Raw genomic sequence first — 12693 nt, 5'->3', positions numbered from 1 at the left:
AACACCTCTTTTTCAACTTCCTGGCCGCTTCGATGAACTGAAGCACCTTGCTGCCGAAAACATCATAACTCGTTGTTTACCAAGGAGTTTTCCGTTTCGACTGCGCCGGAAGTGGGGCGAATTATAGACAGATATAATTCGCCGTCAACACTTAATTTCTCTTTTCTATCAATCAGTTGGAATTGATTAGGAAGCCACCCAAACGGCCCTCCTTCTCTATATAGAAGAGAGCCCTCAGATAACGCCCGCCTCCTTTAAAGCGACCACATTAGCCGGCATCAATCCCAGCACGTCTTGCAGCACCTTGACGGTATGCTCCCCCAATAGAGGTGGCGCGCTCCGATACTCCACCGGTGTCTTGGACAACCGGATCGGGCTGGCAACCTGAGGCACCACCCCCGCCAAGCCATGGGACAGCGTCATCGCCAGTCCGCGCGCCCTGACCTGCGGATCGGCGAACACCTGCGCCAGATCATTGATCGGCCCACACGGCACACCCACTTGCTCCAACTGTGACACCCACTCAGCCGTCGTCTTGAAGACCGTAGCCTGACGAATCAACGGGATCAGCTCCGCGCGGTTGGCCACCCGCGCCTTATTGCTTGCGAAACGTGAATCATCAGCCCACTGCGGCTGCCCAGCCACTTCAGCGAACTTACGGAACTGCCCGTCATTACCCACCGTCAGGATAAAGTCACCATCAGCCGTGGGAAAATCCTGGTAGGGCACGATATTCGGATGCGCATTACCAAGACGCTTCGGAGACACTCCCGTCGTGAGGTAATTCATCGCCTGGTTAGCCAGACACGCCACCTGCACATCCAGCAGAGCCATATCGATATGCTGCCCACCACCGTCATGATCGCGGTGGGCCAAAGCAGCGAGAATTGCCACGGTCGAGTAGAGCCCCGTGAGAATGTCAGTCAACGCCACGCCAACCTTCACAGGCCCAGCCCCATCATCACCTTCAGGTCGACCGGTCAGACTCATTAGCCCGCCCAACCCCTGGATCATGAAGTCGTAGCCCGCACGCGTCGCATAAGGCCCCGTCTGACCAAAGCCCGTTATCGAACAATAGATCAGCTCCGGATTGATCTCCTTGAGCGACTCATAATCCAGCCCATACGCCGCCAGCCCACCCACCTTGAAATTCTCGATCAGGATGTCGGACTTGGCTGCCAGGTCGCGCACCAGCTTTTGCCCCTCCGGCCGCGTGAAGTCGATGGTCACCGACTCCTTGTTACGGTTCGCCGACAGGTAATACGCGGCCTCACTGGTGTTCTCGCCATGAGTATCCTTGAGGAAGGGCGGCCCCCATGCGCGCGTATCGTCACCGCTACCTGGCCGCTCGACCTTGATCACCTCCGCCCCAAGGTCCGCAAGAATCTGCCCGGACCAAGGCCCCGCCAATACTCGCGATAAATCCAGCACCCGCAGATGCGAAAGCGCGCCCATGCCGTGCTCCTATTAATAGAACGCCTGAAGGCCGGTCTGCGCACGTCCCAGAATCAAGGCATGCACGTCATGAGTCCCTTCATAGGTATTCACCACCTCCAGGTTGACCAGATGACGCGCAACCCCGAACTCATCGGAGATACCGTTACCACCCAACATGTCTCGCGCCATACGCGCGATATCCAGAGACTTGCCACACGAGTTGCGCTTCATGATCGAAGTAATCTCAACCGCCGCCGTGCCTTCATCCTTCATGCGGCCCAGGCGCAGGCAGCCTTGCAGGGCAAGAGTGATCTCGGTCTGCATGTCAGCCAGCTTCTTCTGGATCAATTGAGTCGCCGCCAACGGGCGGCCGAACTGTTGACGATCGAGGGTGTATTGGCGAGCCGTATGCCAGCAGAATTCGGCCGCACCCAACGCCCCCCAGGAAATACCGTAGCGCGCGGAGTTGAGACAGGTGAAAGGCCCTTTCAAGCCGCGCACATCCGGGAAGATGTTCTCTTCCGGCACAAACACGTTGTCCATGACGATTTCGCCAGTGATGGAAGCGCGCAGCCCAACCTTGCCGTGAATCGCCGGAGCGCTCAGACCTTTCCATCCCTTCTCCAGGACAAACCCACGGATATCACCGGCATCGTCCTTGCCCCACACTACAAACACATCGGCGATAGGGCTGTTGGTGATCCACATCTTGGCGCCCGTCAGGCTGTAGCCACCATCCACCTTGCGCGCACGGGTAATCATCGCGCCTGGATCAGAGCCATGGTTGGGCTCGGTGAGGCCAAAACAACCAATCCATTCGCCAGAGGCCAATTTCGGCAGGTACTTCTGCTTCTGCGCCTCAGTACCAAATTCGTTGATCGGCACCATGACCAGTGACGACTGCACACTCATCATGGAGCGATAGCCGGAGTCGACGCGCTCCACTTCACGTGCAATCAACCCATAACTCACATAGTTCAAGCCACTGCCACCGTACTGCTCAGGGATCATCGCCCCCAACAGGCCGGTTTCGCCCATCTCGCGGAAGATCGCAGGGTCGGTCTTTTCATGACGGAAAGCTTCGAGTACACGCGGCGCCAGCTTGTCTTGGGCGAATTGCTCAGCACTGTCACGCACCATGCGCTCTTCTTCGGTGAGCTGTTGATCCAGCAGCAGTGGATCGATCCAGTTGAAGCTTGCCTTGCCAGCCATGAATAAGTCCTCGCGGAAGAAATCAGAAGTCGTGGATGGAGCCTAGGCCGAGCAGACGCATAGGGCAAACGAGGTTTCCGCATAGGGTTGTGCTAATTTCTCACTTCGTAATGCTCGAGAATGGCGCAAATGCGCTTTATAAGTGAGTACACCGTACATGCGCAGAAAAATCCCCAGCACCACTGCCCTCGTCAGTTTTGAAGCAGCAGCCCGTCACGAGAGCTTCACCAAGGCTGCGAATGAGCTTTCCATCACCCAGGGCGCCATTTGTCGACAGATCGCCAGCCTTGAGGAGTTTTTAAGTGTCGAGCTATTTCGACGCTCACGGCGCGGAGTCAAGCTGACGGAAGCGGGGCTGTCTTACAGCCGTCGCGTCGCCATGCAACTGGATGCCGTGGAGCGCGACACTCTGTCCGTCATGGGACAGCAGGGCGCCAACGTTATCGAACTGGCGGTAGTTCCCACCTTCGGCACCCAATGGCTGATCCCCCGGCTTAAGGACTTTCAACGCAAGCACCCGGAAGTCACGGTCAACCTTACCAACCGCACGCGCCCCTTTCTGTTTGCCGATACCGAGTTCGACGCGGCAATCTACTTTGGCGATGCTGACTGGTCCGGCACCGAGTCCCATCGACTGATGGGAGAGAACCCGGTTCCCGTGTGCAGCCCGCGCTTACTGGGCACCCGTATTCACTTCAGCCCCCAGGAGATCGCGGAGCTGCCACTGTTGCAGCAAACCACTCGCCCCTACGCCTGGCGCCAATGGTTCAACGCCCAACAGTTGAGCGTGCCCCGGGACATGACAGGCCCTCGTTACGAGCTATTCTCGATGTTGTCCCAGGCTGCCATGCATGACATGGGCATCGCGTTGATTCCGCCATTCCTCATCCAACGCGAGCTTGATGAGAAACAATTGGTGATTGCCAACCCCGAGGCATTGAGCAGTTCGAAGGCCTACTACCTGATGATCCCCGAGAGAAAGGTAGAATCCGCATCGCTGCACGCATTCAGGGACTGGTTAATCGATCAATCGCAACGCTACAGCCCCAGTATTTAAAAGCCTAAACTGCGCTTATTGACCCTGTAGTCAGATAAATTAAAAACCTACAGATATACGTATATGTCGCATTTTGACAGACTGTACCTATTCATCAAAAATGAAGCTCAACACCATGACTTACATGGCTTGTAGCGACTATCACCAACCAATACGCGACCATTCACGGCAACGATGGAAAAAGGCTCAATAAACCTCTGCAAGCCTTTAAACACCTGTATTTAAAGAGGTTATTTTCGAGCATTGCGACAATCAGTCACAGGGTGACTTGTAGTTAATTTTTCGTCACCCGTCATAATCCCTTGAAGGCCGTAAAGTTCGCCTGCAAAATGCCGCGCCCCGCTGTCATTTCAGCGGGATCGTGCTGATCGGCCGCCCCAGATGCGCCACTCACGGTGCACTGGCCTTTTTACAAAAAGATCAAAAGCAAAAAGATCATGCAGGAGATTTGACGTGCACATTGGTGTTCCTCTCGAAACCCAGACCGGTGAAACGCGGGTGGCTGCCACCCCGGAAACCATCAAGAAGCTGATCGGCCAGGGCCATAAGGTCACTGTACAAAGCGGTGCAGGCGTCAAAGCCAGCATCGTCGACAGTGCCTATGAAACGGCAGGCGCAACCATTGGCAGTGCCAACGATGCATTTGGCGCCGAGCTGATTCTCAAGGTGGTTGCCCCCAGCGACAGCGAACTGACGCTGATCAAAAGCGGCACCGTATTGGTGGGCATGCTCAATCCGTTCAGCAACGAAACCATCGCCAAGCTGGCAGAGCAGGGCATTACTGCCTTTGCGCTTGAGGCCGCGCCGCGCACCTCGCGTGCCCAGAGCCTCGACGTGCTGTCATCCCAGGCCAACATTGCCGGCTATAAGGCCGTGTTGCTCGCCGCTCATCACTACCCGCGCTTCATGCCGATGCTGATGACCGCCGCAGGTACCGTCAAGGCTGCTCGCGTGCTGATTCTCGGTGCTGGCGTTGCCGGCCTGCAGGCTATCGCGACGGCGAAACGCCTGGGTGCGGTGATCGAAGCGTCCGACGTGCGCCCCGCCGTGAAAGAACAGATCGAATCCCTAGGCGCCAAGTTCGTCGATGTACCGTACGAAACCGATGAAGAGCGTGAATGCGCCGTCGGTGTCGGCGGTTACGCACGTCCGATGCCGAGCAGCTGGATGCAGCGCCAGGCCCTGGCTGTGCACGAACGCGCCAAGCAGGCTGACATCGTCATCACCACGGCCCTGATTCCCGGCCGTAAAGCACCGACGCTGCTGAGCGCAGAAACCGTTGCGCAAATGAAGCCCGGCTCGGTGGTCATCGACCTCGCCGCGGCTCAAGGCGGCAACTGTCCACTGACCGTTGCCGACCAGGTCGTGGTAGAGAATGGCGTGACCATCTGCGGCCCGACCAACCTGGCCGGCGCTGTCGCCGCCGATGCCTCGGCCCTGTATGCGCGCAACCTGCTGGACTTCCTGAAGCTGGTCTTCACCAAGGAAGGCCAGTTTGAAATCAACCTCGAAGACGACATCGTCGCCGCATGCCTCATGTGCCGCGACGGCCAAGTCATCCGCAAAAACGCCTAAGCAGGGATTCAGACGATGGAAGAGCTTATCTCCCCCGGTATCTACAACCTGATCATCTTTGTGCTGGCCATTTATGTCGGTTATCACGTGGTCTGGAACGTCACACCCGCACTGCACACACCACTGATGGCCGTGACCAACGCCATTTCCGCCATTGTCATCGTCGGCGCCATGCTGGCCGCAGCCCTCACCGTGACGCCACTGGGCAAGACCATGGGCACCCTGGCCGTGGCCCTTGCGGCGGTCAATGTATTCGGTGGCTTTTTGGTCACGCGCCGCATGCTTGAGATGTTCAAGAAGAAAGCCCCGAAAGTAAAAGAAGAGGCGCCGAAGTAATGAGCATGAACCTCGTCACGACGCTCTACCTGATCGCGTCGATCTGTTTTATCCAGGCCCTCAAAGGCCTGTCGCACCCAACCACCTCGCGACGCGGCAACCTGTTCGGCATGCTCGGCATGGCGCTCGCGGTGCTGACCACCGTGGGCCTCATCTATAAGCTCGGCGCTGAACTCGCTACTGCCGGTATCGGCTACGTGATTGTCGGCCTGCTGATCGGCGGCACCGCCGGTTCGATCATGGCAAAACGCGTAGAAATGACCAAGATGCCGGAGCTGGTGGCGTTCATGCACAGCATGATCGGCCTGGCAGCAGTGTTCATCGCCATTGCCGCCGTGGTCGAGCCGCAATCCCTGGGCATCGTCAAACACCTGGGCGACTCGATCCCTGCCGGCAACCGCCTGGAGCTGTTCCTCGGCGCAGCCATCGGTGCAATTACCTTCTCCGGTTCGGTGATTGCATTCGGCAAGCTGTCCGGCAAGTACAAGTTCCGCCTGTTCCAAGGCGCACCGGTACAGTTTGGCGGCCAGCATAAGCTCAACCTGGTGCTCGGCCTGGCCACCCTCGGTCTGGGCCTGGCGTTCATGTTCACCGGTAACCTCACCGCTTTCGCGCTGATGCTGGCCCTGGCGTTCGTGCTGGGCGTGCTGATCATCATCCCGATTGGCGGCGCCGACATGCCCGTCGTGGTGTCGATGCTCAACAGCTATTCCGGCTGGGCAGCAGCGGGGATTGGCTTCTCGCTGAACAACTCGATGCTGATCATTGCCGGCTCCCTGGTGGGCTCCAGCGGTGCGATCCTGTCGTACATCATGTGCAAGGCGATGAACCGTTCTTTCTTTAATGTACTGCTCGGCGGTTTCGGCAATACAGCGGATGCCGCAGCGGCGACCGGCTCTAAAGAAGCGCGCCCAGTGAAGTCCGGCTCGGCCGACGATGCGACGTTCCTGCTGACCAACGCCGACACCGTGATCATTGTGCCGGGTTACGGCCTCGCGGTAGCCCGAGCGCAACATGCGCTCAAGGAACTGACCGAGAAGCTGACCCACCACGGCGTCACTGTGAAGTACGCGATCCACCCAGTCGCTGGCCGTATGCCCGGGCATATGAACGTACTGCTGGCCGAGGCCGAAGTGCCTTACGACCAAGTGTTCGAGATGGAAGACATCAACTCCGAATTCGGCCAGGCCGATGTGGTGTTGGTATTGGGTGCCAACGACGTGGTCAACCCGGCCGCCAAGAACGATCCGAACTCACCGATTGCCGGCATGCCGATCCTCGAAGCGTTCAAGGCCAAGACCATCATCGTCAACAAGCGCTCGATGGCCAGCGGCTACGCAGGCTTGGACAACGAGTTGTTCTACCTGGACAAGACCATGATGGTCTTCGGCGACGCCAAGAAAGTCATCGAAGACATGGTCAAGGCCGTCGAATAACACTGCGCCAGCGCAATACCCAAAACCCTGGCCTCCAGTAGGCTGGGGTTTTTTATTGGTGCGATGAAACCCGACCAAAGGCTCTAAATCGCTACCCGGCATTCGACCATGGTAGCGGGCCGAATTTTTTTGAAATCACTAAACTGCGCACCTTGCTTCCGTAGCCTGAGATAACAATTCATGTACCGTGATCGTATCCGCTTGCCTTCGCTGTTGAATAAGGTCATGAGCCCGGCCGACGCCGCCGCACTGATCGAGGACGGCATGACCGTCGGCATGAGCGGCTTCACCCGTGCCGGTGAAGCCAAGGCTGTCCCCCATGCCCTGGCGGAACGCGCCAAGACCTCCCCCCTGAAAATCACCCTGATGACCGGCGCCAGCCTGGGCAACGACCTGGACAAGCAACTGACCGAAGCCGGCGTGCTGTCCCGGCGCATGCCATTCCAGGTCGACAGCACCCTACGCAAGGCGATTAACGCCGGCGAAGTGATGTTTATCGACCAGCATTTGTCGGAAACCGTCGAGCAACTGCGCAACAACCAGCTCAAGTTGCCAGACATCGCGGTGATCGAAGCCGTGGCGATTACTGAGCAAGGGCATATTGTGCCCACCACTTCCGTAGGCAACTCGGCCAGCTTCGCGATTTTCGCCAAGCAGGTCATCGTCGAGATCAACCTGGCGCACAACCCGAACCTGGAAGGGTTGCACGACATCTATATCCCGACTTACCGGCCGACGCGCACGCCGATCCCGCTGGTCAAAGTGGACGACCGCATTGGCAGCACCGCAATTCCGATCCCACCGGAAAAAATCGTCGCCATCGTGATCACCAACCAGGCCGACTCAGCTTCTACAGTGACGCCACCTGACAGCGACACCCAAGGCATCGCCAATCACCTGATCAACTTCCTCAAGCAGGAAGTGGACGCTGGCCGCATGACCAATAAGCTTGGCCCGCTGCAAGCCGGCATCGGCAATATCGCCAACGCAGTGATGTGCGGCCTGATCGAGTCGCCGTTCGAAGACCTGACCATGTACTCGGAAGTGTTGCAGGACTCGACCTTCGACCTGATCGACGCCGGCAAGCTGAGTTTTGCATCCGGCAGCTCGATCACGCTGTCGGAGCGACGCAACGCCGATGTGTTCGGCAACCTGGAACACTATAAGGACAAGCTGGTACTTCGCCCGCAGGAGATCTCCAACCACCCGGAAGTAGTGCGTCGCCTGGGCATTATCGGCATCAACACCGCCCTGGAATTCGACATCTACGGCAACGTCAACTCCACCCATGTCTGCGGCACGCGGATGATGAACGGCATTGGCGGCTCCGGGGACTTCGCCCGCAACGCGCACTTGGCCATCTTCGTGACCAAGTCGATTGCCAAGGGCGGTGCAATTTCCAGCGTGGTGCCGATGGTCAGCCATGTGGACCATACCGAGCATGACGTCGACATCCTGGTGACCGAAGTCGGCCTGGCCGATCTGCGTGGCCTGGCGCCGCGGGAGCGAGCCCGCGTGATCATCGACAACTGTGTGCACCCGACCTACCGCGATGCGCTCAATCGTTACTTCGACGCGGCCTGTGCCATCGGCGGGCATACCCCACACATCCTGCGCGAAGCACTGAGTTGGCACATCAACCTGGAAGAAACCGGGCATATGCTCAAGGCTTGATGGATACGGGATCGAGCTGATGCAAACACAGTTTCATCAGCTCGAAACCCTAACGGCCATATCTGTAAAAAACTGTACTGCTGTACCGGTCTTTTCCTACCGTATATTCCCACTCCCTTCATCGAAAATGCCTATTTCGCACTATTTCAGTGCGGACAGGTACAGTTGCCCCATTTCCGTACAGTACAGCCCCTATAAACAGTTAACTGGCCTCTCACAATACAGGTGAACTGTATCTAGAGAGTCTTGCGCGGGAGGAGGATCATTGGCATCAGTTAAACCACTACCTAATCCCGCCACAAGCGGAAGGATGTCATCATGGAACGTACACTCAGTTCCGAACTGTTCTTCGAAGAAAAAGCTGTAAACACCCAGGCTTCCCTGCCTTTGCGCGTTCTCGCCAACCTGATGTTGTGGCAGCGCCGCATCTCCAGCCGCCACCAACTGGCTCGCCTGGATTCGCGTCTGCTGGCTGACGCCGGTATCAGCGAAGCTCAACGCTACGAAGAGCTGAGCAAGCCGTTCTGGCGCTAATGAGCGCCCGCTGGCCCTGACCCACCGGGTCCAACCGCCAGCACCCTGATTTGTCAAAACAAAGCCCGCTCCGGGAAACCCGGGGCGGGCTTTGTTGTTTCTGGAATAGGGCATTGAATGGCCGCATTTGCACTGACCATAACAGTTCTATAAAAACAAAATACAACCAGTACAATTAAATTCCAGTCTTCCGAATGGACAAACGGCGGCTTAATATCCACACGCTACGTGGCGAACCTTGTAGAACGTGCGTCTGATGCCCAATAGCACCAATGTCCGTTTCACAGTGGCCGCTCTGCGCCGCATTCTTTGTTTATCTACAGGAGTTATCCCATGTCCCGTCTTCGCCTGCTGAGTGCTGCAGCCCTGTTGGCCATCGCTGCCAACGCCAACGCGAGCAGCCTGATCATCACCACCGACTCGATCGTCGGCGCACTCAAAGCCACTTCCGATGCCAGCTCCGATGCCACGTCCTCCTTGCGTGACCACAAGGTGGTACAGGCCGCCCGTGATGACGCTGCCAGCTTCGTTGCCAGTGAAGGTGCCATCCGTGGCGTGAAGCTGGAAAGCGCCCTGGCGCACATCCGCCAACAAGCACCACAACTGAACGCAGCGACTGATACCCAGTTGGCCCAGGCAATCCTGGCGATCTGATCACAGCTGACACACAGGGAGCGCCAGCTGCTCCCGGGTGCCTCGGCGCTGGCTCTCGCCCGGGCATTGCGCTAGCCTTGGCGCTCGCTTTCAGTTGTCGAGTCCCATGGTTTTTTCATACCGCCTGTTGTTGGTTCCTGTGTTGTTTTCCGCCTGCTGGTCGCCATTGGCTTCGGCCTTTGACGTGTCCACCCAGAGCACCGTCATCAGTGCCTATGCCACCAGCAAAGTGACATCAGCACCCTTTGACAGAAAGTTGGTATTGGCCGCCCAGGATGACGCCGCCGCTTTTATAGCCACAGACGGCCAATGGCGAGGCGCCCGACTGGAATCCGCGCTGGATTACCTGCGCCGCACCCAGCCAAAACTTAACGCCAGCGACCTTGAACTGGCGCAAGCAATTCTCGTCCAATAGTCATCTTTGTATTCTGGAGTTATTCCATGCGTAGCCCGCTGATCGCCGCCGCTCTCGGCCTGCTGTTGTTGACCGATGTCGCCCACGCGCAAACCCTGAAGGCCACCAGTAACATCATCGTACGTGCTTCGGCCCGCACCATTGATTTCACCTCGGACACCACCACCTCCATCCGCGACTCCAAAATCGTGCGTGAAGCCCACGATGACGCCGCCAGCTTCGTCGCCTCCAATGGCGAGATCCGTGGCGCACAGCTGGAAGCCGCGTTCGACACCCTGCGAACCCGCGTGCCGGAAGCTCGCGATGCCAGTGACCAGACCCTCGCCGAAGCCATCCTCGCACTGTGAGGCGCGTCGTCGCCTGGCTATTGGCCGGGGCTGCTGTGCTGCTCTGTACAGGTACCGCCCAGGCCAGCCTGCAGCTGCGGCTCATAACCGAGGGTTTGAGCCCGGCCGAACAGCAGGCCAGCCAGGCGTTGCTCGATGAAGCGATGCGCTCCTTGCCGCCGCGCTTTGTCGAGCAGTTGGACCGGCGCATCGATGTCGGCTGGACCGACAAGATGCCCGAGAATGCCTACGGCCAAGCCTCTCTGGTGTCCGAGCTGGACCTCAATCGCAACCTGCTCGCCAGCCTGACCGACGGCAGTGCCGCCACCCAGAAAACCAATCGCCCCCACGGCACCGTGCGCCGCGAAATGCTCGCCACCGTGCTGCATGAACTGACCCACATCTATGACCGCGCACGCCTGTGGTCCAAAGACGATCGCGCGCTGATCAATCGCTGCAGCCGCCAGAACAACATCACCGGCCTGATCGGCCTGCCCGATCAGTGCCGTGGCCAGAATGACCGCCGCTTTACCCTCAGCGACGACCCACGCCTGCTGGACCTTGCCGGCTGGCCGCAATACGTCGGCCGCCGTGGCGAACGCGAGCAGCACAACCATCAGGTTGCCCGCAGCCCGGATATCTACGAAACCACCAGCCCGCTGGAGTTCGTGGCGGTCAACATGGAGTATTTCCTCCTCGATCCCAGCTATGCCTGCCGCCGCCCCGCGCTGTTCCGTTACTACAGGGACCACTTCGACTGGGCGCCGCCTGAGCAGGACACCTGCGCCAAGACCTACGCGTTCCTGAATGCCGGCAACGACTTCGCCAAGACGCCGCTGGGTCAGATCGACCCCGAGCGCGTCTACGAAATCGACTACTTGCTGGCCGAAGCCAACCAGAACCTGGTGAGCCGCTGGGGTCACAGCATGTTGCGCCTGGTGATCTGTGCGCCCGGACGCCCGCGTGGCCCGGATTGTCGCCTGGACCTGGACCAGCACCTGGTGCTGTCCTATCGAGCCTTCGTCGGTGACGTACAGCTGTCGAGCTGGGATGGCCTGGTCGGCAAGTACCCATCGCGGTTGTTCGTACTGCCGCTGGCCCAAGTGATCGATGAATACACCAAGACGGAGCTGCGCGGTCTCGCCTCGGTGCCGTTGAAGCTCAACCGCCAGGAAATCAACGACACCGTCGAACACGCCGCCGAAATGCACTGGAGCTACGACGGCAACTACTTCTTCATTTCCAACAACTGTGCGGTGGAAAGCCTGAAACTGTTGCGTAGCGGCAGTGCCAACCCACAGCTGACCGGTCTGGACAACATCACCCCCAACGGCTTGCTGGAAGTCCTCAGCGCCCGCGGCCTGGCCGACACCAGCGTACTCAACGACAAGCGCGAGGCGTTACGCCTGGGTTATCACTTCGACTCGTTCCGCGAGCGCTACCAGGCCATGTTCGATGTGTTGCGCAAGCGCCTGCCGATCAAGCAGACCCAAGTCGAAGATTGGCTGTCCCTCAGTGCCGCCGAGCGGCGCCAGTGGTTCAGCCAGGCCGACTTGCGCACCAGCGCTGCGTTGCTGCTGCTGGAACAAGCCAGCTATCGCAAGCAGCTGATGCTGGCTCAGGACGAAGTCAAGCAACGCTACCTCAGCGCCCGCGAGCTGAAAAACGGCGGCATGGAAAAAGCCAACAACACCTTGCAGCAAATCCTCGCCAACAGTGGCTTCCTCAGCCGCCCGGCGGAACTGCTGGGCAGCGGCGGCTACGGCCTGCCGCAACCGTCGGAAGCCAAGCTCTTGGAGTCGGAAAGCGCCGAGCGCCAGAAGCAACTGCAGTCGTTGACCGGTGACCTGGATAAAGAGGTGAGGGCGCTACTGGACCCTTCCCGCGCCGCCGAGATTGCCGCCTGCGAAGCCAACCTCAAGCAGATGGGCGAGCATCTGCGGGCATTGCACAAGGCTGCCGGCGGTCTCGAACTACCCTGAAAAATCACTGCCAAACACAGTCCAAATGTGGGAGCGGGCTTGCTCGCGAAAGCGG

At 58.7% G+C, this 12693-nt stretch carries 12 protein-coding genes; 10 read left to right on the top strand and 2 right to left on the bottom strand.

The window, feature by feature from the left end; all coding sequences use genetic code 11:
* Positions 1–234 precede the first annotated feature (234 nt).
* Positions 235–1455, bottom strand: coding sequence for a CaiB/BaiF CoA transferase family protein (locus ACRESD_RS02100; protein ID WP_399615127.1), 1221 nt, complete (start codon positions 1453–1455; stop codon positions 235–237).
* Between the two features lie 12 nt (positions 1456–1467).
* Positions 1468–2649, bottom strand: a complete 1182-nt coding sequence (locus ACRESD_RS02095; RefSeq protein WP_003187423.1) for an acyl-CoA dehydrogenase — start codon at positions 2647–2649, stop codon at positions 1468–1470.
* A gap of 157 nt (positions 2650–2806) precedes the next feature.
* Here ACRESD_RS02095 and ACRESD_RS02090 point away from each other — a divergent pair, with 157 nt between their 5' ends.
* From ACRESD_RS02090 to ACRESD_RS02045, 10 genes are all read left to right on the top strand, one after another.
* Entirely contained in the window at positions 2807–3706 is a 900-nt protein-coding gene (locus ACRESD_RS02090; protein ID WP_399615130.1) for a LysR family transcriptional regulator, read from the top strand.
* 453 nt (positions 3707–4159) lie between these two features.
* A complete protein-coding gene (locus tag ACRESD_RS02085) occupies positions 4160–5281 on the top strand; it encodes a Re/Si-specific NAD(P)(+) transhydrogenase subunit alpha (RefSeq protein WP_431749414.1) in 1122 nt (373 codons plus the stop codon).
* A gap of 15 nt (positions 5282–5296) precedes the next feature.
* Positions 5297–5617 carry an NAD(P) transhydrogenase subunit alpha gene (locus ACRESD_RS02080; protein WP_003187417.1) on the top strand — a complete coding sequence of 107 codons (321 nt, stop codon included), beginning with the start codon at positions 5297–5299 and terminating at the stop codon, positions 5615–5617.
* On the top strand, positions 5617–7053 hold the full coding sequence (locus ACRESD_RS02075) for an NAD(P)(+) transhydrogenase (Re/Si-specific) subunit beta (protein ID WP_431749413.1): 1437 nt from the start codon (positions 5617–5619) through the stop codon (positions 7051–7053). Before ACRESD_RS02080 ends, ACRESD_RS02075 begins: the two co-directional genes overlap by 1 nt.
* 180 nt (positions 7054–7233) lie before the next feature.
* Positions 7234–8727, top strand: coding sequence for an acetyl-CoA hydrolase/transferase family protein (locus ACRESD_RS02070; protein WP_431749412.1), 1494 nt, complete (start codon positions 7234–7236; stop codon positions 8725–8727).
* Positions 8728–9045: 318 nt separating this feature from the next.
* Positions 9046–9261, top strand: coding sequence for a DUF1127 domain-containing protein (locus tag ACRESD_RS02065; RefSeq protein ID WP_003187413.1), 216 nt, complete (start codon positions 9046–9048; stop codon positions 9259–9261).
* Between the two features lie 333 nt (positions 9262–9594).
* Complete coding sequence (locus tag ACRESD_RS02060) at positions 9595–9915, top strand: DUF2388 domain-containing protein (protein WP_431749411.1); 321 nt, start codon at positions 9595–9597, stop codon at positions 9913–9915.
* 106 nt (positions 9916–10021) lie between these two features.
* Positions 10022–10330 carry a DUF2388 domain-containing protein gene (locus tag ACRESD_RS02055; RefSeq protein ID WP_431749410.1) on the top strand — a complete coding sequence of 103 codons (309 nt, stop codon included), beginning with the start codon at positions 10022–10024 and terminating at the stop codon, positions 10328–10330.
* 26 nt (positions 10331–10356) lie between these two features.
* Positions 10357–10677: a DUF2388 domain-containing protein gene (locus tag ACRESD_RS02050; protein WP_017849050.1), complete on the top strand. Its 321-nt coding sequence runs from the start codon at positions 10357–10359 to the stop codon at positions 10675–10677.
* Positions 10674–12638 carry a DUF4105 domain-containing protein gene (locus tag ACRESD_RS02045; protein WP_431749409.1) on the top strand — a complete coding sequence of 655 codons (1965 nt, stop codon included), beginning with the start codon at positions 10674–10676 and terminating at the stop codon, positions 12636–12638. The genes ACRESD_RS02050 and ACRESD_RS02045 overlap by 4 nt, the downstream gene beginning before the upstream one ends.
* The last annotated feature ends 55 nt before the right edge of the window (positions 12639–12693 follow it).

Source organism: Pseudomonas sp., from assembly GCF_050739995.1.
Taxonomy (GTDB): Bacteria; Pseudomonadota; Gammaproteobacteria; order Pseudomonadales; family Pseudomonadaceae; genus Aquipseudomonas.
The sequence above is the reverse complement of the archived record's forward strand: the minus strand, read 5'-3'. Positions and strand labels throughout refer to the sequence as shown.